Raw genomic sequence first — 20,638 nt, 5'->3', positions numbered from 1 at the left:
TCATGAACGCCGCAATCGATCCCGCCCCCATCTCCTCAGCCCCTGATCAGGACGCGCCCCTCATACTGGCGCTGCCCAAGGGACGCATTCTCAAGGCGCTCGGCCCTGTGCTGGAGCGGACGGGGCTGTTCCGTGATGGCAGCGCGATCGGCGAGGGAACACGCAGCCTGCGCTTTCCGACGCTCGATCCGCAGGTCGATGTCGTGCGCGTACGGTCCTTCGATGTCGCGACATTCGTGGCGCATGGCGGCGCACAGATCGGTGTTTGCGGCGCCGATGTGCTGATGGAGTTCGATTATCCCGACATCTATGCGCCCCTTGACCTCGGTATCGGGGGGTGTCGCATTTCCATCGCGCGTCCCGTAGGCACGGGCGCGCATGACAATCAGGCTGCGAGTTCGCATCTGCGGGTTGCCACGAAATATCCCACCATCACGCGGCGCCATTTCGCCGCAAAGGGTGTGAATGCCGAGATCGTGCATCTGCACGGTGCCATGGAGCTTGCCCCCACGCTCGACATGGCCAGCGTCATCGTCGATCTGGTGGATACGGGCTCGACCCTCAAGGCCAATGGTCTGCACGAAACCGATGTCATCGCGCATGTCACGAGCCGCCTTATCGTCAATCGCGTTGCTCTCAAGACCCGGCCCGACGCCATTCGTGCCCTGATCGAACGCTTTCGCGACGCGCTTCAGGAGAATGTCGCATGAAATGGCTCCAGACCAACGAAGCCGATTTCGAGTCCCGTCTTTCGGTCCTTCTGACTGATCGCAGCGCCGTCGAGACCAGCGTGGCGGCGCCTGTGCGCGATATCATCGCCGCAGTGCGCGTGCAGGGCGATACCGCCTTGTGCGACTACACGACGCGCTTCGATCGGCTCACGCTGACCCCCGGCACCTTGCGCATCTCGGCTGACGAGATTGCCCATGAGGCAGATAAGGTCGATGCAGAACTCATGGAAGCGCTGACGCTCGCTGCGTCGCGCATCGAGTCCTTCCATCGTGCCCAGATGCCAGCGAACCTGTCCTATACGGATGAGGCAGGACTGACACTCGGGATGCGCTGGATCCCGCTCGATGCCGTCGGGCTTTACGTGCCCGGCGGCAAGGCGGCCTATCCGTCCTCGGTGCTGATGAACGCGCTTCCGGCCCGCGTGGCAGGGGTCGAGCGTATTGCCATGTGCGTGCCCTGTCCCGATGGCGTGCTGAATTCTCTGGTTCTGGCGGCTGCGCGCGTCTGCGGTGTGAGCGAGATCTATCGTGTCGGCGGGGCCCAGGCGGTAGCGGCTCTCGCCTATGGAACCCAGACCGTCCAGCCGGTGGATCGCATTGTCGGTCCGGGCAATGCCTATGTGGCTGAAGCGAAGCGTCAGGTATTCGGCCATGTCGGTATCGACTCCATTGCCGGGCCGTCCGAGGTCGTGATTGTGGCCGACAACCGCAACGAGCCGCGCTTTGTCGCGCTGGACCTGTTGGCCCAGGCCGAGCATGACGAACTGGCTCAGGCAGTGCTGATTACCGATGATGCTGAATTTGCCAGGCGCGTGGTAGAGGCTGTCGAGACAGAGCTGAAAACCCTGCCGCGTGCGGCCATTGCAGGCAGATCATGGACCGATCATGGCGCTGTGGTGATCGTGGACAACTGGGAGGAAGCCGCTGCTATCGCCAACCGCTTCGCTTCCGAACATCTCGAGGTCATGCTTGAGGAACCCGAGTCCTTTGCAGCGATGATCCGTCATGCCGGGGCGATGTTCCTTGGCCGCAACTGCCCCGAGGCGGTGGGTGATTACGTGGGCGGCCCGAACCACGTTCTGCCCACCAGCCGCACGGCGCGTTTCGCTTCGGGGCTTTCAGTATTCGATTTTCTCAAGCGGACCACCACGATCGCAGCCGATGCCAACGGGCTGCGTGCGGTCGGCCCCGCCGGAGCCAGACTGGCACGGGCGGAAGGCCTTCACGCCCATGCGCTCAGCTTGTCGGCCCGACTCGACGCACTTGGCTGAAACGCAATCGGCGGTGTGAAGGAAGGGGAGATACCCTCCTTTTCGCCCGCAAAATGAGCAAGAAACTTGACGGAACGGCGCTGAGTCAGCACATACGCGGCAGAATTCTTCCTGCCGGGTCTGTTCCGGCCCTTACCAGCGCACAGTCTAAAGGACTCAGATGTCAAAAGAAGACATGATCGAATTCAGCGGCACGGTTACCGAGCTGCTGCCCAATGCCATGTTCCGCGTCACGCTCGACAACGAACACACCATTCTCGCCCATACGAGCGGCAAGATGCGCAAGAACCGTATTCGTGTTCTCGCCGGTGACCGCGTGAATGTCGAAATGACGCCGTACGACCTGTCCAAGGGCCGCATCACCTTCCGCTTCAAGTAAGAGCGTTTTCGTGACCGACGGCACAAGGCCGGAGCTGGTCCTCGCCTCGGCGTCGCCAAGACGGGTCGACCTCCTGCGCCAGATCGGGCTTATTCCCGATCGTATCGACGCGGCCGAACTGGACGAATCGCCCCGACAGAACGAGACGCCACGCCTGTGCGTGGCGCGGCTTGCCCGAATGAAAGCCGAGACTGTGGCTGCGCGCTGCGAGGGTCGCGCCCTCGTGCTCGCAGCGGATACGCTCGTCGCCGTGGGGCGTCGTATCCTGCCCAAGGCAGAGGATCGCGCCACTGCTGAGCGCTGCCTGCGCCTTTTGTCAGGCAGGCGCCATACCGTACTCACAGCCGTTTGCGTCATGCCGAGCGCTCTCTGGAATGAGGGGCGGGTGGTGGAACGTCTGGTCGAGACAGATGTGACCTTTTCGCGCCTGACCGACGCCCAGATTGCCGCCCTGCTCGATCAGGGAGACTGGCAGGGCAAAGCCGGGGGCTACGCCCTTCAGGGTGCTGCGGCCTCGCTCATCCGCTATGTCGGAGGCAGCCCTTCGGCGGTGATCGGCCTTCCCCTGTTCGAAACTGCCCAGATGTTGCGCGGACAGCCCTACCGGTTCATCGCATGAGGGAATGTCGCCTCGCCTGGTCGCCCGGCGAAGCGCGCATTGCTGTCTGCGATGATGAGACTCTCATCGATTTCGCGCTCTGGCGCCCCGGCATGTCCGATAGCTATGGCGACGTCCATGCCGTGCGCGTGCAGAAAGCCGCCGCGGCGCTTGGAGGCGCCTTTGTCACCCTTGCCGGAGGCGGGACCGGCTTCCTGACGGGGACCCATCAGGAAGGGGCGCTGGTTGCGGCGCGCGTGACCCGTAGCGCCCAGAATGGCAAGGGACTACGTCTCAAGCCACACGGAGTGCTACCACAAGCGTGTGAGGCGCCCCAAGTTCTGGGTCGTGGCCCGACGCCGCTGGAAACACTCGCTGCCCGTTATCCTGATGCACCCATTCTGTGCGATGCACCGGCGCTGATGGCGCTTCTACCGGTTGCGCTCAGGTCGCGCCTCGAGCGTGTGGGCCAGGCTTTCGACAGCGTTCTTGACGCGCGTTGTGACGATCTGATGGCCGCCCAGACGCCGCTGCCCCATGGGCTCTGCGCCACCATTACCCCCACACCGGCCCTGACCGCGATCGATCTGGATGATCCGAACCCTGATCAGAGACGCCAGATAGACGGCTTCACAGCCAATCGTCAGGCCTTCTCAGCCCTGGCTGCAGAAATTCGGATGCGCAATCTGAGTGGAGCGATCCTGATCGATCCGGCAGGGGTGGCCCTGCGCAAACGTCCGGCGCTCGTGCCGTTTCTGGCCGAGGCTCTGACAGATGATCCGCAGCAGGCAAAGGCTCTGGGCGCAACCGCGCTCGGGCTGCTGGAAGTCGTGCGCACACGCGGTCGTCCCGCCTTGCATGAACTGACGAACAGCCCCGGTGGTCATGCGCTTGCGGCGCTTCGTACGATCCTGCGCGAGAAAGAAGGGCGGGGGAGAGCCGGCAAGCCGCAACTGCGCGCGTCTGTAGGCGTGGTGCGCGCACTGGAGGCGGATCGTGACGCCATGGCGGGGTTTGCCCTGGACTGGGGCGCGTCACTGACATTGGTCATGGACCCGGATTATCCGGATCGCGTTTGGAGTTTCACCCCATGAGTTCCTGTCCGATCTGCAAACGACCCGGTGTGGAGGCCTTCCGGCCATTTTGCAGCAAGCGTTGCGCCGATATCGACCTGGGGCGCTGGTTCAGCGAGAGCTACAGCATTCCGGCCCTGCCGGATGAGGATGACGAAAAAATCGTTCCTCCCCCGCTTGATCCCCGGAACACTCTGGAGTAAACCCCCTCTCACACCGAGCGGTGCCGGTGCCCAAGTAGCTCAGTTGGTAGAGCATGCGACTGAAAATCGCAGTGTCACTGGTTCGATTCCGGTCTTGGGCACCACTTCTTCCGAAAAATTCGACAGATCCAGTCTTCATGAAATGCGGTTACGATACGCCGTGTTTTCAAGGGGCTGAATGCCCTCCCGAGGGAGGGCGAGGCTGAACGACGCCTCCTTGAGGGGATTATTGCACCCACGGAACGCCAGCTGATTTGCCATATCGGTTCTCGCCGTCTTCTCCACGCACGACCATCAGGACGATGACACCTACGAACGGGATCAATGTGATCAGAACCGCCCAGCCTGACCAGCCGCAATCATGACAGCGGCGAACGCTCAGGCTCAACTGTGCGATAGCGACATAAATCAGGGCGAGGACCATGAGGATGACAAGCACAAGCAGGATGATCTTGCCTTGTGGCCCGTAATTCTCGGGATCCAGCGCACCGAGCTGCGAAAAATGGGTAAATATTCCCGCAAAGAACCAGCCGGCGATGGTGAATATGAGATAATCACTACGTGAGCTGCGGCCTGAGAAATGAAACGCGCATTTGAGAGAATAAAGGAGAGAGGTCATTTTCTTTTTTTCCTTTTCTGTTTTTCATACTCGCATGATGCGTGGCGTCTGAAAACAGATCTCCTCAACGCTGCTAGAGCACCAACCACGCTTCGGATTCAAGGATTTGCGTGTTGAGGTTGCGCCATCTCACTTCCTGCATCGCAAGTGAAATTTCTCAGATCTGTGCCGACCAGGCCTGCATGGTCTCGATGAAAGCTCTCAGCTTCGCCGAGACGACTTTCTTCGGGGCATAAAGCAGGGCAATGGAAGGATCGGTTTCGCCGGGGCACCAGTGATATTGTTCGAGCACAGGAACGAGCATGCCGCTCGCCAGTGCTTCACGGACGATGATTTCAGGCAGGAGGGCAGTGCCCGCCCCGGCCAGGGCCGCCTCATAGAGGGTATCCACATCGCGGCTGCACAGGCGCGGCCTGAGAGGCGGCAGGGAAGGGGGCACGCGTCCCTCACGAGGGATGGCACGCCAGTCGGGGTTCTCCGTTGTCGCGAGGCAGGCGCTCCGGGCAAGATCATTTACACCGAGCAGGTGCTTTTCATTGGTCAGAATAGAGGGGGCGCAGACCAGACGATAAGCCAGCGGGCCGAGTTGACACAGGATGAGGCTCGACTCTGGCAGTCCACCTACATGGAGCGTCGCGTCATAGCCTCCGCCAATCGGGTCTGCTGTCTCCTCCGTGAGTGTGAGATCGAGCGTGATCTTCTTATGACGATGCAGAAACGGGGTCAGGGCTGTCAGGAGCGAGCGACGACCGAGAAGCGGAGAGACACCTATCCTGAGAACGCCCTGCGGGCGGGCGTTATGCTCGCGCACGACAGTAATCGTCTCGCTCATGTCCTCCAGGAGATGCTGGGCGCGTTCATGGAACAGATGCCCGGCCTCCGTCAGATGGATCATGCGCGTTGATCGGTTGAAGAGTGCCGCGCGCAGATCCCGCTCGAGCGCGACGATATGCCGTGAGATCGTGGAGACCTCGACATGATGGTGCGCCGCAGCTCGGGAGAAGCTGCCGGATTCTGCAACCGTCACGAAATAGCGCATGGCTTGCAGGTAGTCCACGATCCCCTCCCAGGAAGTTACAACGAATAATGCCGTAGGAAGATCTTGCGCATCTCGCAATACTCATTTGCCAAGACACCTGTGGATGCCCCTCCTGATGAAGGCGTAAGCCAGGCCCTCACCTGACATCGTCTAGGCAGGAGAAGGTTCATGACGACCCATACCCGTTCAGGATTGCCTTTGTTACGGCGTGCGACCCCGGTTTCCGCTGGTGAGATCCATGAATACAGCAAGGCTGCCAATCCGGTTCGGCCGAGCTTGACCCCACCCGTGCCCTATCATTTCTTCCCGCCCTCTCTCTACAACGCGGGAGAGACCCGCACTGTGCCCCTGGATCTAAGCGCGGCGCTCAAATGCGCGGCTCCGGCCACCGGGCCCGGCTTGCTGGCAAGCTTTGTGCGTATCCTGCCGGGCGAGGAAATCGCGCTCTCGCCCAATGCGACCTCAATGGCGTTCTATGTAATCAGTGGCAGAGGCAGCGCCGTGTCCGGAACGACCGAGTTCGTGTGGAAAGAGGGTGATTTCTTTGCTGTGCCAGGGCCTGACGGCATTGCGCTTGAGGCCGAGCAGACAGCGACGCTCTATCATGTGAGTGATGCGCCGCTGCTGACCTATCTTGGCGTGACTGCAGACCAACGTCGCTTCGATCCGGTCCTGTTTCCTGCCGAGCAGGCGCAGGCGGCGCTCGCCGAGGTGATGGCGCATCCCGCAGCGGCAGAGCGTAATCGTGTCAGCGTTCTCCTGGCCGCCAAGGAATTTCCGCTCACCCGGACAATCACTCATGTGCTCTGGGCGATGTATGGCAGTATCGGCGCGCGGAGCGCTCAGAAACCGCATCGCCATCAGTCCATCGCGCTGGACTATATCGTCTCCTGCGCGCCGGGATGTTATTCGCTCGTGGGTGAGACGCTGAACGAGGCCGGTCAGATCGCCAATCCTGTCCGAGTAGACTGGGAGGCCGGATGCGCTTTTGTCACGCCGCCTGGACATTGGCATGCCCATTTCAACGAGTCAGATCAGGAGGCTCGCCTGATTCCGATGCAGGATGCCGGTCTGCAGACATATCTGCGCACGCTTGATATCCGCTTCGGAGTCTGACGCGGGCAGGCCCGGTCCCGGCACCTCGTCCCGAGGGGCGAAAAACCGGGGTGCCAAACGCGTGTTTCAGGCAAGCAACCCGCCATCGACCGCCAGTGCCGAGCCGGTGATGTAGCTCGATCGCTCATTGACGAGGAAAGACACGACATTCGTGATGTCGTCGATCTCGCCATAGGCTCCCGTAGCGACATGGCTGGCCAGCATGGCGGCGGCAGGGGTGTTGGAGGGGTTCATGGCCGTATTGACCGGTCCTGGTTCAACCACGTTGATTGTAATACCGCGGCTTCCCAGATCGCGCGCTACACCCTGGGCAAAGCCTCGCAGGGCTGCCTTGGTGCCCGAATAGAGGGAGAGGCCCGGTAATGGCGCCCGACCGCCGAAGGACGATCCCATCAGGACGATACGCCCTCCTGCTTTCATATGGCGGATAGCGCACATGGTCTCGATCATCGGACCACGCACATTGAGGTTGAGCACGGCCTCGATGCTGTCCACCGTGATTTCATCGATCGTACCCTTGGGGTACATGCCTGCATTGCAGACGAGCACGTCGAGACGCCCGAAGACTCGGATAGTCTCGGCCACGATTTTTTCATTCCCTGCTGTCGTGCTGCCATCGGCCTGGACGGCCAGGGCCCGTCGACCCAAAGCCTCGACTTGACGGATCGTGTCCTGTGCTCCTGCAGCGTCATGGGGGTAGGAAAAGGCGATGTCATAGCCTTCACCGGCCAGTTGGCGGGCAATGCCGGCGCCAATGCCGCGGCTGGCACCGGTGACGAGAGCGACTTTACTGGTCATGATCGATCTTCCTTATATGGAGAAAACGATAGAGGGCGCTGAGTCCGTATGTTCTGAGGGCGTCCGAGAGGATCAGAAGCTCAAGCATGGTGTCGGTCTTCCCCCCCCCAAAAAAAGCGCCGTTCCAGTCGTGAGGAACGGGTTCTTTATGCGGGGGGCTCGGCGGGCAGCGTTATCGCGCCATTGCGAAAAACTTGCCTTTTTCGCTCATCTTGCAAGGGTGGCGTCATGAAATCCGAAGGCACATCCGACACCCTCGCATCGGTTCAGGCGCTCATCCGGCGGCATTGCCCGCGCAAGAGCACACAGACGCCAATCGCGGATCTGACGCTGTATCGCTGCGACAACACGACGGATCCGCTGCTCGTCGTTTACGAGCCGCGCATCTATCTGATCCTGCAAGGTGCGAAGACCGTCACGATTCACAAGCGCAGTTTCCACTACGATGAGAACCACTATCTGGTCGCCACCGTGGACCTGCCGCTCTCAGGGCATATTACCCGTGCCACGCCGGAGGCGCCTTATCTGGCGGCCTGTATCGCCTTCGACCCTGAGGAAATAAGCGAGATCATCGTCCGATCCGGCATCCAGCCCGATTTGAACGCACCGCTCGCGGCCAGTCTGGGGCTCAGTCGGGTGACACCGGATCTGCTCACCCTGATTCATCGCCTGCTGCGCGCGCTTGATGAGGGGGAACATGGTTTCATGGCACCGCTCATCAAGCAGGAACTGCTTTACCGCGTGCTTCTGGGCGATCAGGGTCATGTACTGCACGAGATCGCCGACCAGAAAAGCGACGCATCGCGCATCAATCGTGCCCTTGCCCATATGCGGGCCCATTTCACGGAGGATACTTCGCCCCTGAGGCTGCCTGAACTCGCGGGAATGGGACAATCGACCTTCTATCGCAAGTTTCTGCAGATCACAGGGCTTTCGCCGGTGCAGTACCGCAAGAGACTGCGTTTGCAGGAAGCCCGACGATTGATGCTGCATGAGGATCGGCTCGCAGCCGATGCAGGTTTTGCGGTTGGCTACGAGAGCCCTTCGCATTTTACCCGGGATTACAAGCTGATCTACGGGCTGCCTCCCCATCAGGATGTTGCCCGCATCCGCGAGATCGGCGTTGCCCGCTATCGGGAGATGAACGAGGACGTATGGATCTGATTGTTGCGGCGCAGCCCCTCCGGGACACAACGATGAATGTTACAAACCCTCACTCTCTCGCGACTTGGCCTGCAAGCCGTCAGGGCGCAGAGTTGCCCCCTCTCAGGGGAGGAGATCAATGCGCCGTTTGACCTGTTGCGGAGTGCTTGTCCTGCTCACGGGCTGCGCTCATCCGCGCCCTGTTCAGGAAGACAGCCGCGCTGACCTGCTTCGTCCTGTCTCCGGGAGCAGCCAGACAAATGCGACTCAGTCGCCCCCGGCCTCGGGGCGGAAGAACCATGGTCACCTCTATATGGGGTCAGGCTTTGGGGGGAACCACGTCTGATGTCCCGCAGGGATACAGACTTTCCCTGGTTTTTCCGCAGTGCCGAACGCGATCTGACTGGAGACGCGTGCGGCTGAGAGGAGTCACTTGATGGCGTCGAGGACAGTCGAGGCCGTCAGGATCTGGGGCAGGATCGTGCCGTCCTTGTGCGGGGCGTAATAGACATAAAGCGGAACGCCATCGCGCCCGTGCTCACGCAGGAACGCGCTGATCGTCTCATCGCGATTGGTCCAGTCACCCTTCATGTAGGTGATGCCTTTTTCCTCGAAGGCTTTTTTTACCTGAGCTGATTGCAGGGCTACACGCTCATTGACCATGCAGGTGATGCACCAGGCCGCCGTCATGTCGATGAAGACCGGCTTGCCCTCATCGCGCAGGCTGGCCAATTTTTCGGGCGCAAAGGCGACGATCCCGATTTCACCCGGTGTGGTAATCGGGCGGCTATCGGCAGCGGCGTCGTCAAGGCGGGTGAGGCTGGCAGCAGCCAGGAGGAGCGCCAGCAGAGCGATGGCGCGTCCGATGACGACGGACCGTGTCGCCCCCCGAATCATGGCCTGGCGCTGGGTCGTGCCGAACAGCCATGCTGCCATGCCGAGAGCTACGGCACCGCCGAGTCCGACCGGCAGGATCATGGCACCACGCTGAACGCAGGCTACCCAGAAAAGCCAGACCGATGTTCCCAGGAGAGGGAAAGCCAACGCCTGTTTGAGCACGGCCATCCAGGCCCCAGGTCTGGGCATATGACGCGCAAGAAACGGAATAGTGGCAATGGCGATATAGGGCGAGGCCAGGCCGAAACCCATGGCAAGAAACAGGGCCAGACCGGCCCAGGCCGGACCGCTCAGGGCTGCGGCGATGGCCGCCCCCATGAAGGGGGCTGTACAGGGTGTGGCCACGATCACGGCCAGAAGACCGGTGAGCATATCGCCCCAGACGCCATGACGCGGGGTCGCATCCTGACCGATACGGCCCAATGTGACCTCGAAGACGCCCAGAAGGTTCAGGGCCATCATGACAAGCAGCCACGCCACGCCAATCACGAAGACAGGTGACTGGAACTGGAATCCCCACCCAGCCGCCGAACCGACGCTGCGCAGCACGATCATGGCGACACCCAGGGCGGCAAAGCTGCCCATCACGCCAGTCGTATAGGCCAAGGCGCTCTGGATCTGCTCATGACGATGCGAGCCCCCCAGCCGGGCCAATGAAAAGGCTTTCATGGCCAGGACGGGGAAGACGCAAGGCATCAGATTGAGGATGAGTCCGCCCAGAAAGGCAAAGACCAGCATCTTCCACAAGGCGCCTTCAGCGTTGGGCGGTATAACAGGCGTTTGTGCTACGATGGACGGGGAGGAGGCTCCGGCGCCGGGCATCGCAGAACCTGTCGTGATCCAGAGCGGGGTCTGTTGTCCAGCCGCGTCCTGCAAGACCACAATGCCCTCAAGCGTTGGGGGGCGATGGGACGGATCGATCCAGCTCAGCTTGAGCGTGACCGTGCCCGTTTTCACGTCGAGCGTCTGCGGCGCGACCTGATCGATCACCCCGGTCACGGAGGGCATGAACCAGGCACGTTTCACGCTCTCCGCCGAAAGGCCCTGCCCACTCAAACTCAGCAGGCCCTCGGACGATACCGAGGCCGCGAAGGGCGAGGGTACTGGGCTTGATTGGGCAGCATGGATGAAAAGCGGGCCCTCTGCCGAACTATTGGGTGTCGTCTTGCCCTGTGCATCGGGGGAGGCCGGCAGGTTGAGCGAGAAATCACCGCTTTCGGGTACGCAGGTCGAGGCGCAGACCAGCCATTCTGCATGGGCCTTGAGCGTTGCCGTTCCAGCACTCCCCGTGAGTTTCAGGGTTTGGGGCAACAGCACGTCGCCCGTATAGGCATAGGACATCAGCCCGCCCTCGCTGATGCGCACGGGCGTCGGGAAGGCAATCGTCTCGCTCTGGCCGCTCAGGGCACCAGTGGCGGTGGTTTTCAGCGTCGGGGCCTCACCGGCATCGCCCGCATTGAGCCAATAGGTATGCCATCCGGGCTTGAGCTGGAGACGCAAGCCCACATGAAGGGTTTCACCCGGCCTGACAGCATCGCGATCCGTCACAAGAGTTGCGATATCATGGGCGGAAGGGACCGGCGCGCTCTCTGCGGCAACGGCAGGGGTCAGGGCGGGAGCAAGGGAAAGAGCCCCGAAGGCGGTCAGGAGAGAGGCAAGGGGAGACAGCTTACGCAGCATGAGACCGATCGCAGTGAGGGAAGAGAATTGCCGAGCGCCCTGTGGACGCGCCATAGAGGTCATTATGACCGGTCCGATATCGCCCGCCAATCTCATTTCGCTCCCCGTTCTTCCTGTTTCCGCAGCATTGCCCGCCTTGCAGGCTGCACTGGACTCGGCACGCAACGCCGTGCTGGTCGCCCCGCCGGGGGCAGGCAAGACGACTTTGGTGCCACTTCATCTTTTACAAGCCCCCTGGCGTCAGGAGGGGCGCATTCTGGTGGTCGAGCCACGGCGCGTGGCCGTGCGTAGCGCCGCGCATCGCATGGCATCTCTGCTGGATGAGCCGGTCGGGCGAAGGGTGGGCTATCGCACCCGCACCGATTCTGCGGTCAGCGCAGCCACAAGGATCGAGGTGGTGACAGAGGGGCTTCTGCTGCGACGGCTGCTGACCGACCCGTTGCTAGAGGATACGGCCTGCATCCTGTTCGACGAAGTGCATGAGCGCTCGCTCGATCTCGATACGGCGCTGGCATTTGCGCTCGATCTGCAGCGCACTATGCGGCCCGAACTGCGTCTGGTTGCCATGTCTGCCACAACGGACGGGCGCGCCTTCACCACCCTTCTCGATGGTGTGCTGGTGGAAAGCGAGGGGCGGGCCTACCCGCTTGAGATCCGTCACGCCAGACGCGATCTGGCCGCTGTGCGCGAGTTGCCTGACGTCATGGCCCGGACCATCCGCGGGCTTCTGGCCGAGGAAGAGGGGGATATCCTCGCCTTCCTGCCCGGTGTGGGGGAGATTCGTCGGTGTGCCTCTGCGCTTGAGGGCGTGGAAGCCCTGGTTCTGCCGCTTTATGGCGAGCTCGATACACGCGAGCAGGATCTGGCGCTGAAGCCCGACACGCGCCGCAAGGTGGTACTGGCCACCTCGATTGCCGAAACCTCCCTGACTGTGCCGGGTGTCCGGCTTGTGGTCGATGGCGGGTTCCGTCGCGAGCCGAGGCTCGATGTTGGTTCGGGGCTTTCGCGCCTCGAAACGCTCCGCGTCTCGCGTGCCACGGCAACGCAGCGCGCGGGCCGTGCAGGTCGCGAGGCGCCAGGTATTGCCGTGCGCCTATGGACGGAAGCCACAGGACGCGCCCTGATTGCTCATGATCTGCCCGAAATCCTGGCCAGCGATCTGAGCGGCCATTGCCTCGACGTCGCAGCCTGGCGGGAGGTGATGGGGACGCCACCCGAGGCTCTTGCCCTGCTGGATGCCCCGCCCGAGGGCGCACGCCAGGCCGCAATCGCATTGCTGCAGGCTCTTGGCGCACTCGATCCGGCAGGACATATCACGAAGCTCGGCAGCGCGATGGCGCGTCTGGGGGCCCAGCCCCGTCTGGCGGCGATGATGTGCGCGGCCCGCACTCCGCCCGAAAAAGCCACCGCCGCCGCCCTGGCCGCTCTGCTTGAGGAGCGTGACCCGTTGCGCCCGCGGGTCGTACCGGGGCAACGCAACCCTGCCACGCTAGCGGATATCCAGACGCGCCTTGCACTCATTGATGGAGCCGATTTCCATCCGCAGGCGGATCGGGCCAGTCTGGCGCGCATTCGCCAATCCGCGCAGCGTTACCAGAAGCGGCTTGGCCTGAATCAGCGTCTTCCGCTCGATCCTTCCTGTGCGCCGGCGCTTCTCGCGGCGGGTTTCCCTGATCGCGTGGCCATGGCGGCCGGTGAAAAAGGGCGGTACCGCCTGTCCGGGGGTGGCTCGGCGCGTTTGAGCGCCATCGACCCGATGGCGCGTGAAACGCTGCTTGTGGCACCTTCCCTGCATATGCGCACAGCCACCGAAATCTGTCTGGCGGCCCCGCTTGATCTGAACGATCTGCCCCGAACTCTGCTGGCCCGGACGGAAGAACAGGTCGAAATGGCCCTCGATACTGCAACGGGAAATGTGATTGCGCGCAGGCGTCTGCGTCTTGGCACGCTCGTGCTGCGCGATCGCTCGGCGCCCGCGGCCCCCGAGGAGATACAGGACCTTCTTCTGGGGCGTATCAGGGCCGATCCTGCGGGCAGTCTGGGCTGGACCGATGCCTGTCATCAGTTCCGCGCCCGCCTTGCCCTGGCGCGTGCCCATCTGGACGAGACCTTGCCTGCGGCGGACGACGACACGCTTGTGGCAACGCTCGATGAGTGGCTGCTGCCCTATATGGAGGGCATGACGAAACTCTCTCAGGTTCAGGCGCTGGATCTGTTGTCGCTGCTGCGCCAGAGGCTGGATTATGCACAACTCAGGCGGCTCGATCAGGATCTGCCAACCAGCCTGAGTCTGCCAGGGGCGCAGCCTGCCATCGATTACTGCGATCCAACGCCCACCATTTCGGCGCGGGCCCAGGCTTTTTACGGGCTCAAGGAAACACCGCGTCTGGCCAATGGACAGGTGAAGCTGCAATTCGCGCTTCTATCTCCTGCGGGGCGTCCTCAGGCGATCACGGCTGATATTGCGGCCTTCTGGAAAACAGGCTGGGCCGATATGCGGCGTGACATGCGCGGGCGTTACCCCAGACATGACTGGCCGGAAGACCCCTCCACGGCCAGCCCGCCCCCGCCCCGTCGACGCTGAGCTGCGCGCCCCTTGGATGTTGCGCGGCGCTCAGAGGCGGGGTGTCGTGACGCCGAGCTGCTTCATGTATTTTCCGGCGCGATCGGCATAGCTGGTCTCGCAGGGAGAGGCGCCCTGGAAGAACAGGAACTGGCAGATGCCCTCATTGGCGTAGATACGTGCGGGCAGCTTGGTTGTGTTGCTGATCTCGATGGTGACCTGACCCTCCCATTCGGGTTCCAGCGGGGTCACGTTCACGATAATTCCGCAACGCGCATAGGTGGACTTGCCGAGGCAGACCACGAGCACGTCGCGCGGGATGCGGAAATACTCGACCGTATGGGCGAGGGCGAAGCTGTTGGGTGGAATGGTGATGTCGCCTGTGCGCGTCACGAAGCTGTTTGCAGCAAACTGCTTGGGGTCCACCACGGCATTATCGACATCGGTGAAGATCTTGAAATCCTCGCCCACGCGTGCGTCATAGCCATAGGAAGACAGCCCGTAGGAGATTACGCCCTCGCGTTTCTGCGCCTCGACGAAGGGCTCGATCATGCCCTTTTCCTGGGCCATCTGACGGATCCAGCTATCTGGCATGATGGGCATGGCATTACTTCCGGTGCGTAAGGGAGAGAAGGGTTTGCAGGTCTAGCCTTGCGGGCGTGTCTCTGCAAACCGAACGGTGCTGCTCAGGCGATATGGGTGAGGAACACGACCTTGGAGCCGCCGCCTTCGACCAGGGTCTTGATGGCATTGTTGAAGACCTTGCCATGTTCCATGCCCATATGGGCCTTGAAAGCGTCTTCGTCCCTGTAGGTCTCCTCGACATGGAAGAAGTCCGGATCTTCCTCAAGGGTGTAGACCACAAAGCGTTCATTGCCGGGTTCGCCGCGCACGTCATCGGCCAGTGCGGTGAGCAGTCGGGCGATTTCCTCACGCTTGCCGGGCAGGGCGCGCATGGTCGCATAAAGAACCTTGGACATGGGGTAATCCTTTCAGGATGAGGCGGAATCGTCGCGCGCGGGCGGCGTTTCCTGGTCTTCGGGAGCCTTGACCGCACGGTTGCGCACCTGCGCCTTGCGACGCAGCAGATTGGCGCGCAGGGCTGCGGCCTCACGAGCCAGACGCTTGTCGAGATCGGCCTGAGCCTTCTCGGTCAGGGTCGGGGTGGCGCGCGGTGGTGTAGTCATTGATCAAGGTCCCGAAACTGGTCCGACAAACCGGTACCGAGCAGCTCATCATAGACAGCGAGCGTGGCCGATTGCATCTGCCGGGTCGTGTAGTTTTCTGCAATGTGATGACGCGCAGTTTCAGCCAGAAGATCCCGCGCGCCTTCGGAGAGAGTCAGAATCTGGCAGAGGGCTTCTGCCAGCGCTGGGGCGTCATCCGGCGGGACCAGAAGCCCCGTGCGATGGGGAAGCACCGTTTCCATGGCGCCTCCCTGGGCCGACACCACAACGGGGCGGCCCATGGCCTGCGCCTCGATCACCACACGGCCAAAGGGCTCCGGGCGAAGAGACGGAACGGCCACTACATCGGCGAGGGCATAGGCTGCCGGCATATCCTGACACAGTCCGGCAAAGCGCAGACGCTCGCGCAGACCCAGGCGCAGGGCCGTGGCCTCGATCTCCTGCACGTAACTGTCCCTGGGATCAGCCGGTCCGACTAGTACGGCAAGCCACGGCCCCGGCAGCTCGGCCTGAAGGATCGCCATTGCGCGCAGCAGAAGCAATTGCCCTTTCCAGCGTGTCAGGCGGCCTGGCAGCATGATCACGGGCGTGCCGGGGGGCACCTGCCATTTCTCTGCCAGCGCCTGCATCCGCGCCCCATTGATCAGGGCGGGGTCGAAACGGGCCATGTCGGCTCCGCGCGGAATCAGCCGCAGCCTGTCCTGGCCCACACGATAATCCTCACGCAGGCGGGTAGCGATATAGCTGCTTATGGCAATCACGCGTGCTCCCCGTGCGAGTACGGAGTTATAGTGCTTCTTGCCGGGAAAACTGGCCTTGTGCACGCCATGCCAGGTGGTCACGAAAGGTGTGCCTGTGCGTCTTGTCGCCTGCCACGCCGCCCAAGCGGGCGCCCGCGAGCGGGCATGGACGAGATCGATGCGTTCCTCGCGGATGATCTGGGCGAGGGCGCGGCTGTTGCGCAGAATGGCGAGCGGCGATTTCTGCCCGAGAGGCAGGTCGATATGACGTGCCCCGACAGAAAGCAGGCGCGGCAGCAGCGGGCCCGAAGCCCCTGCAACGAATGCGCGCCCACCGGCTCTTACGATCGCCTCGGCCATCTCCACTGTGCCCTGCTCGATCCCCCCCGTGCCAAGGGCCGGGAGAACCTGAAGTATATGAGGGCAGTGGCGTGACATGGGTTGCGGGTAGCATGAAGCGGCCGCCTCAGGGAGAGGAAAGAATCCGGCGTCATGAAAAACCCCCGCCCCGTGCCCCAAATGCCCATAGCCCATCGCGGAACGCTGCTGCGTGGGGATAACGTCAGAAAGGATCGCAAAAAGGCAGTCGTGAAAGCACCGCCTTTAGCGTACATGGTCTGCGCCAGACTGAAAGGGCTGGCGCGCGCCCCAACGTCATGCGGGTCCTCGGTCCCGATCTCTGGCTAGGTGCATGGCGTGTCAGGGGATCGAAGAGTCTCTTCGACGTGCGGGTACGAAAAAGGGCCGGAGGAAGATCCCCCGGCCCTGACGCTCTCTCCTGTCGCGCTGCGACCGGGAAGTGCTCTTAGTGCTTGGTGTCGGCCCCGTCCGGGAGGGCGTAGACGACGAGCTGGTCGGTCACAGGCGTCATCATGAAGTGATGGCCACCGGCCATGATGGCGACATACTGCTTGCCGTTGACCTCATAGGTCATCGGATTGGCCTGACCGCCACCCGGCAGAACATCGGACCAGACATCCTTGCCCGTCTTGATGTCGATTGCGCGAATCTGGTTGTCGGTTGCAGCCGCAACAAAGACAAGACCGCCCTTGGTGATGACCGAGCCACCGTTATTCGGCGTACCGATATTGAGCGGCAGGCCTGTCGGCATGTTCCACGGGCCATTGGCGCGTGCGGTACCCAGAGGACGCGACCACAGGACCTTCTTGGTCTTGATGTCGATCGCCTCAATCATGCCATAGGGGGGCTTGTTGCACATCATGCCCGTGTAGTGGTTCCAGAACGGAGTCACCACGATGCCATAAGGTGTATCGGCCTGGGCGCCATTGCCTTCTGCACCCCCGCCATTGGGGTTGTAGCTGGGGTTGTCGATGGGCTTCAGGCCCAGCGCATCGGCCTTTTTACGGGTGATGAGCTGATCGTACATCGGCGTGGAGTTCCAGTTGGCGATGACAATGCCCGATTCCGGATCATAGGCCATGCTGCCCCAGTCGCTGCCGCCATTATAGCCGGGATATTCGATATTCGGCTTGTCGAGCGCGGGCGGGGTGAACTCGCCGACATAGCGCGCCTTGCGGAACATGATGCGGCAATAGAGCTGGTCGATAGGCGACATGCCCCACATGTCGCTTTCCTTCAGATCAGGGAAGGCGAGACGGGGGAAAGCATCGGACCAGGGCTGGGTCGGACTGCGCGGATCATCTGCCATGGTGCTGGCAGGGGCGGGCTTTTCGACAACCGGGAATTCCGGCAGGGGCTTGCCCGTCGCACGGTCGAGCACGAAGGTCTGGCCACGCTTGGTGGGCACCAGCAGAGCAGGCGTTACGGTACCGTCGGCATGATGATAGTCGAATTTGGTGGCCTGTGAGCCGATATCATAATCCCAGACATCCTTGTGGGCGGTCTGGAATACCCAGCGGGGTTCACCTGTCTTGACATCCAGCGCGACGATGGAGGACGAGACAGCGTTCTCCTTGTCGGTGCGCATGGCGCTGTAATAATCGGCGGCGGAATTGCCTGTCGGGACATAGACGAGGCCGAGCTCGTTATCACCCGTCATGGCAGCCCAGGAATTGGGCGTTCCACGGCTGTAATGCTCGCCGGGGGCAGGCTGGTGGTGGTTGTCAGGATTATTCACATCCCAGGCCCAGACGAACTTGCCGCTTTCAGCGTCGTAGCCACGAATCACGCCTGAAGGAGCCCAGCGGCGCTGACCGTCGAGCACCTCGTGATTGACCACGACGACGCCATTGATGACCGGGGGCGGGGTCGTCATGGAAACGAAGCCCGGTACCGACTCACCCATGCCCTGCATCAGATTGACCTGACCGCCAAAGCCGAAGCCCTCGCACAGCTTGCCCGTCTCGGCATCGACCTGAATCAGGCGCATGTCGAGCGTGGCTTCCATGACGCGGTTATGGCAGGGCTGGCCTTCGGGGATGGTGGAGGAGGTGTAATAGGTCACGCCCTTGCACGCGGCGGTGTACGGGATGGACTGGTATTTCACCCCGGCATCGTGACGCCAGATCTCCTTGCCGGTTGCGGCATCGATGCGCATCATGTCGTTCAGGGCTGAACACATGTAGAGCGAGTTGCCCACCTTGATCGGGGTGGTTTCGGCAGCCCATTTATTGGCCTGACCCGGACCTGGCTTGCTGCCCGTGTGATACACGAAGGCGCGCTTGAGCTTGCCCACGTTGTCGGGGGTCAGCTGCTCCAGAGGCGAATAGCGCGTCTGGTTGGAATCGCGGCCATATGCGGGCCAGTCTTCGCGGGCCGGGGTGCTGTCGATCTGCGGCACGGCGGCCGGAACGTCAGCGATACCGATCTCGGAGATGTCCGGCAGATTGGCGGCATTCACGCCTGGAGCCTGCGGAGCGGAGGGGGAGGGGCCACCAAAACGACCGGGACCCTGGCTATGGGCATCGGCGGTTGACGTATTGTCTTCACCCGGGGTCGAGTTAGAGGGGGGAATCTGCGCCAGCGCGACCGAGGCAGACAGAAGGCCACCGAGCATGGTGGCGGTCAAAAGGGCTGGTCTACGCATCAGACGGCTCCGCGGGAAACTGGACGAACCGTATCCTGGCGACGCAGGACAGGCAGGCTGAGCACGACAAGAATGGCGATCAGCGTCGGGCCGAACAGGCGCGGGAGCCAGCCCCACCAGTCAAAGCCGCACTCGGCAATGGTCCAGACCAGCGTGCCGGCCCAGGCGAGAAGGAAGAGGTAGCCCCCCAGAAGACGACCCATGGCCATGAGCCCACCCGATGCCAGCAGAACGATGCCGCAGATCAGATAATAGGCAGAGCCACCAAGGCTCAGAAGGTAGCCGCCACCAGCAACGAAGATGAGACCGAAAACCACGATCAGGATGGCGAGACCCAGTGCTGCCCAGTCGCCGATGCGTCTGGGTCTGGAACGAGACGTCATGAATCCTCCTTGAGACAAGGTGCGCAACCTATCCTGAACGCGAACAGAACAGAGCAACACATATCAGTGAAAACTCTGATACGTTTGGTGGGACGCACGGTTTTCCGATCACAGGATAGCGTCTTATAGATCTCTGCAAGGTGTTTTCAGCGCGGGCAGGGGAAAACGGTCGATGTGGCGGGTCGTCTCAGCTTTCTTTCCGGTCGCGCAGGGCTCTGACCACGGATTGCACGGTCGAGAGAATGGTCTCCCTGAGCCATCGATGGACCGGATCATTATCGAGTCGCGGATGCCAGGCCTGAAAGCTGACGAGATCAGGCAACGGGAAGGGGAACGCGAAGGCACGTGCCCCGATGGCCTCGAGCGGTAGACGGCGGATGATGATCTCCGGCAGGGGCAGGATCATGTTCGTCTCGCGCATGGTTTCGATCATGGCATAATCGCTGGGTACGACCAGCGCGATACGTCTCTCCAGACCGTATTGCTTGGCTAGGATCGCATCGATGGGCCCGTGGGCACGCCCCTTGCGGGACGTGCTGATGTGATCATAGGCAACCAAGGTCTGGGGTGTGATCTCCTGCTCCAGGATCGGATGCCCGGCGCGCACCACGGCCTGGAAATGGGTCTGGAACAGGGTTTGCTTCTTGATTTCGGGCAGGAGGTCTTCGGTGGCGCCGATATAGAGATCGATCGTGCCACGCCTGAGCGCATCACCGATTGAATCCTCCGTTTCCGGCGAGAAAACGATCTGGCAGCGCGGGCAGGATTCTCTGAGCCTCTCGGCGATGGCGCTGCCGAAGGCTCCGATGAAAAGGTCCCGCGCCCGGATCGTGAAATGGGGGGTGATCTGAGACAGGTCCAGTCGCGCACGCGCGCTGACCAGTGCCTCTGCCTCGGCCAGCACCGTCTGCACCCTTCCCAGCAGGTCTTTGGCATAGGGGGTCGCGACCAGATGTCTGCCGGAGAGCACCAGCAGAGGGTCCCCGAACAATGTGCGCAATGAGGCCAGGTGACGGCTTGTGGCAGCCTCGCTCACCCTGAGCCGCTTTGCCGCGCGTGTGACGCTCTCTTCCTCGAGGAGCACCTGAAGCCAACGGAGATGATCGAGCGAATAGCCACGCTTGGCAGGCAGATTTCTGGTCATAAGGCCCGGCTCTTGGGGTGTTGCGCAGAATGAAAGTGATGTGCCGGACCCTTACGCCAACTGGAAG

Annotated in this window: 20 protein-coding genes and 1 tRNA gene; 10 read left to right on the top strand and 11 right to left on the bottom strand. The window is 62.0% G+C overall.

The window, feature by feature from the left end; genetic code table 11:
- Nucleotides 1–2: 2 nt before the first annotated feature.
- The 7 genes from hisG to WFJ47_RS11890 all read left to right on the top strand — a co-directional run bounded on the left by hisG (nt 3) and on the right by WFJ47_RS11890 (nt 4,359).
- The gene (hisG, locus tag WFJ47_RS11920; protein WP_127103417.1) at nt 3–710 is read left to right on the top strand and encodes an ATP phosphoribosyltransferase; all 708 of its coding nucleotides are present in this window, start codon (nt 3–5) and stop codon (nt 708–710) included.
- Nucleotides 707–2,002, top strand: a complete 1,296-nt coding sequence (gene hisD / locus WFJ47_RS11915; protein ID WP_336763248.1) for a histidinol dehydrogenase — start codon at nt 707–709, stop codon at nt 2,000–2,002. The genes hisG and hisD overlap by 4 nt, the downstream gene beginning before the upstream one ends.
- A gap of 160 nt (nt 2,003–2,162) precedes the next feature.
- Entirely contained in the window at nt 2,163–2,381 is a 219-nt protein-coding gene (gene infA, locus WFJ47_RS11910) for a translation initiation factor IF-1 (protein ID WP_023979930.1), read from the top strand.
- Nucleotides 2,382–2,391: 10 nt separating this feature from the next.
- Nucleotides 2,392–3,000 (top strand): Maf family protein, encoded by a 609-nt coding sequence (locus WFJ47_RS11905; protein ID WP_336763246.1) that lies wholly within the window; start codon nt 2,392–2,394, stop codon nt 2,998–3,000.
- A complete protein-coding gene (locus tag WFJ47_RS11900) occupies nt 2,997–4,073 on the top strand; it encodes a ribonuclease E/G (RefSeq protein WP_336763245.1) in 1,077 nt (358 codons plus the stop codon). Before WFJ47_RS11905 ends, WFJ47_RS11900 begins: the two co-directional genes overlap by 4 nt.
- Entirely contained in the window at nt 4,070–4,255 is a 186-nt protein-coding gene (locus tag WFJ47_RS11895) for a DNA gyrase inhibitor YacG (protein WP_127103413.1), read from the top strand. The genes WFJ47_RS11900 and WFJ47_RS11895 overlap by 4 nt, the downstream gene beginning before the upstream one ends.
- Nucleotides 4,256–4,283: 28 nt before the next feature.
- Nucleotides 4,284–4,359, top strand: a tRNA-Phe gene (locus WFJ47_RS11890).
- 122 nt (nt 4,360–4,481) lie between these two features.
- Here WFJ47_RS11890 and WFJ47_RS11885 read toward each other — a convergent pair.
- The gene (locus tag WFJ47_RS11885) at nt 4,482–4,874 is read right to left on the bottom strand and encodes a DUF805 domain-containing protein (RefSeq protein WP_336763241.1); all 393 of its coding nucleotides are present in this window, start codon (nt 4,872–4,874) and stop codon (nt 4,482–4,484) included.
- 157 nt (nt 4,875–5,031) lie between these two features.
- Nucleotides 5,032–5,931 carry a LysR family transcriptional regulator gene (locus tag WFJ47_RS11880; RefSeq protein ID WP_336763239.1) on the bottom strand — a complete coding sequence of 300 codons (900 nt, stop codon included), beginning with the start codon at nt 5,929–5,931 and terminating at the stop codon, nt 5,032–5,034.
- Nucleotides 5,932–6,081: 150 nt separating this feature from the next.
- Between WFJ47_RS11880 and WFJ47_RS11875 the strand changes: the two genes are divergently transcribed.
- Nucleotides 6,082–7,029: a cupin gene (locus WFJ47_RS11875; protein WP_336763237.1), complete on the top strand. Its 948-nt coding sequence runs from the start codon at nt 6,082–6,084 to the stop codon at nt 7,027–7,029.
- Nucleotides 7,030–7,095: 66 nt separating this feature from the next.
- On the opposite strand, the gene WFJ47_RS11870 is transcribed toward WFJ47_RS11875, so the two are convergent.
- A complete protein-coding gene (locus tag WFJ47_RS11870) occupies nt 7,096–7,827 on the bottom strand; it encodes an SDR family NAD(P)-dependent oxidoreductase (RefSeq protein ID WP_127103409.1) in 732 nt (243 codons plus the stop codon).
- Between the two features lie 228 nt (nt 7,828–8,055).
- Between WFJ47_RS11870 and WFJ47_RS11865 the strand changes: the two genes are divergently transcribed.
- Nucleotides 8,056–8,991 carry an AraC family transcriptional regulator gene (locus WFJ47_RS11865; protein WP_336763234.1) on the top strand — a complete coding sequence of 312 codons (936 nt, stop codon included), beginning with the start codon at nt 8,056–8,058 and terminating at the stop codon, nt 8,989–8,991.
- Nucleotides 8,992–9,399: 408 nt separating this feature from the next.
- Here the strand turns inward: WFJ47_RS11865 and WFJ47_RS11860 are convergent, their stop codons facing one another.
- A complete protein-coding gene (locus WFJ47_RS11860) occupies nt 9,400–11,547 on the bottom strand; it encodes a thioredoxin family protein (protein WP_336763232.1) in 2,148 nt (715 codons plus the stop codon).
- 64 nt (nt 11,548–11,611) lie between these two features.
- Between WFJ47_RS11860 and hrpB the strand changes: the two genes are divergently transcribed.
- Nucleotides 11,612–14,131 carry an ATP-dependent helicase HrpB gene (hrpB, locus tag WFJ47_RS11855; RefSeq protein WP_336763229.1) on the top strand — a complete coding sequence of 840 codons (2,520 nt, stop codon included), beginning with the start codon at nt 11,612–11,614 and terminating at the stop codon, nt 14,129–14,131.
- Between the two features lie 30 nt (nt 14,132–14,161).
- Here hrpB and dcd read toward each other — a convergent pair whose 3' ends face one another.
- The 7 genes from dcd to WFJ47_RS11820 all read right to left on the bottom strand — a co-directional run bounded on the left by dcd (nt 14,162) and on the right by WFJ47_RS11820 (nt 20,571).
- Nucleotides 14,162–14,713 (bottom strand): dCTP deaminase, encoded by a 552-nt coding sequence (gene dcd, locus WFJ47_RS11850; protein ID WP_025841649.1) that lies wholly within the window; start codon nt 14,711–14,713, stop codon nt 14,162–14,164.
- 83 nt (nt 14,714–14,796) lie between these two features.
- Nucleotides 14,797–15,090: a putative quinol monooxygenase gene (locus WFJ47_RS11845; protein WP_336763226.1), complete on the bottom strand. Its 294-nt coding sequence runs from the start codon at nt 15,088–15,090 to the stop codon at nt 14,797–14,799.
- Nucleotides 15,091–15,102: 12 nt separating this feature from the next.
- A complete protein-coding gene (locus WFJ47_RS11840; protein WP_127103405.1) occupies nt 15,103–15,297 on the bottom strand; it encodes a hypothetical protein in 195 nt (64 codons plus the stop codon).
- Nucleotides 15,294–16,475: a glycosyltransferase family 4 protein gene (locus tag WFJ47_RS11835; protein ID WP_336763223.1), complete on the bottom strand. Its 1,182-nt coding sequence runs from the start codon at nt 16,473–16,475 to the stop codon at nt 15,294–15,296. Before WFJ47_RS11835 ends, WFJ47_RS11840 begins: the two co-directional genes overlap by 4 nt.
- 367 nt (nt 16,476–16,842) lie before the next feature.
- Nucleotides 16,843–19,044 (bottom strand): pyrroloquinoline quinone-dependent dehydrogenase, encoded by a 2,202-nt coding sequence (locus WFJ47_RS11830; protein ID WP_336763221.1) that lies wholly within the window; start codon nt 19,042–19,044, stop codon nt 16,843–16,845.
- Nucleotides 19,044–19,427, bottom strand: coding sequence for a glycerol dehydrogenase (locus WFJ47_RS11825; RefSeq protein WP_336763219.1), 384 nt, complete (start codon nt 19,425–19,427; stop codon nt 19,044–19,046). Before WFJ47_RS11825 ends, WFJ47_RS11830 begins: the two co-directional genes overlap by 1 nt.
- A 187-nt stretch (nt 19,428–19,614) precedes the next feature.
- Nucleotides 19,615–20,571 (bottom strand): LysR family transcriptional regulator, encoded by a 957-nt coding sequence (locus WFJ47_RS11820; RefSeq protein ID WP_336763217.1) that lies wholly within the window; start codon nt 20,569–20,571, stop codon nt 19,615–19,617.
- Nucleotides 20,572–20,638 lie beyond the last annotated feature (67 nt).

The sequence above is a fragment of the Asaia sp. VD9 genome, assembly GCF_037150015.1.
Lineage (GTDB): Bacteria > Pseudomonadota > Alphaproteobacteria > Acetobacterales > Acetobacteraceae > Asaia.
Note: the sequence above shows the minus strand (reverse complement) of the source record. Positions and strands in the feature narration are given on the sequence as shown.

What these genes read in the sequence shown, in the direction of transcription:
- hisG (WP_127103417.1), top strand. Translation starts at nt 3, where the DNA reads ATGAACGCCGCAATCGATCCCGCCCCCATCTCCTCAGCCCCTGATCAG.
- hisD (WP_336763248.1), top strand. Translation starts at nt 707, where the DNA reads ATGAAATGGCTCCAGACCAACGAAGCCGATTTCGAGTCCCGTCTTTCG.
- infA (WP_023979930.1), top strand. Translation starts at nt 2,163, where the DNA reads ATGTCAAAAGAAGACATGATCGAATTCAGCGGCACGGTTACCGAGCTG.
- WFJ47_RS11900 (WP_336763245.1), top strand. Translation starts at nt 2,997, where the DNA reads ATGAGGGAATGTCGCCTCGCCTGGTCGCCCGGCGAAGCGCGCATTGCT.
- WFJ47_RS11895 (WP_127103413.1), top strand. Translation starts at nt 4,070, where the DNA reads ATGAGTTCCTGTCCGATCTGCAAACGACCCGGTGTGGAGGCCTTCCGG.
- WFJ47_RS11885 (WP_336763241.1), bottom strand. Translation starts at nt 4,874, where the DNA reads ATGACCTCTCTCCTTTATTCTCTCAAATGCGCGTTTCATTTCTCAGGC.
- WFJ47_RS11875 (WP_336763237.1), top strand. Translation starts at nt 6,082, where the DNA reads ATGACGACCCATACCCGTTCAGGATTGCCTTTGTTACGGCGTGCGACC.
- WFJ47_RS11870 (WP_127103409.1), bottom strand. Translation starts at nt 7,827, where the DNA reads ATGACCAGTAAAGTCGCTCTCGTCACCGGTGCCAGCCGCGGCATTGGC.
- WFJ47_RS11865 (WP_336763234.1), top strand. Translation starts at nt 8,056, where the DNA reads ATGAAATCCGAAGGCACATCCGACACCCTCGCATCGGTTCAGGCGCTC.
- WFJ47_RS11860 (WP_336763232.1), bottom strand. Translation starts at nt 11,547, where the DNA reads ATGCTGCGTAAGCTGTCTCCCCTTGCCTCTCTCCTGACCGCCTTCGGG.
- hrpB (WP_336763229.1), top strand. Translation starts at nt 11,612, where the DNA reads ATGACCGGTCCGATATCGCCCGCCAATCTCATTTCGCTCCCCGTTCTT.
- dcd (WP_025841649.1), bottom strand. Translation starts at nt 14,713, where the DNA reads ATGCCCATCATGCCAGATAGCTGGATCCGTCAGATGGCCCAGGAAAAG.
- WFJ47_RS11845 (WP_336763226.1), bottom strand. Translation starts at nt 15,090, where the DNA reads ATGTCCAAGGTTCTTTATGCGACCATGCGCGCCCTGCCCGGCAAGCGT.
- WFJ47_RS11840 (WP_127103405.1), bottom strand. Translation starts at nt 15,297, where the DNA reads ATGACTACACCACCGCGCGCCACCCCGACCCTGACCGAGAAGGCTCAG.
- WFJ47_RS11835 (WP_336763223.1), bottom strand. Translation starts at nt 16,475, where the DNA reads ATGTCACGCCACTGCCCTCATATACTTCAGGTTCTCCCGGCCCTTGGC.
- WFJ47_RS11830 (WP_336763221.1), bottom strand. Translation starts at nt 19,044, where the DNA reads ATGCGTAGACCAGCCCTTTTGACCGCCACCATGCTCGGTGGCCTTCTG.
- WFJ47_RS11825 (WP_336763219.1), bottom strand. Translation starts at nt 19,427, where the DNA reads ATGACGTCTCGTTCCAGACCCAGACGCATCGGCGACTGGGCAGCACTG.
- WFJ47_RS11820 (WP_336763217.1), bottom strand. Translation starts at nt 20,571, where the DNA reads ATGACCAGAAATCTGCCTGCCAAGCGTGGCTATTCGCTCGATCATCTC.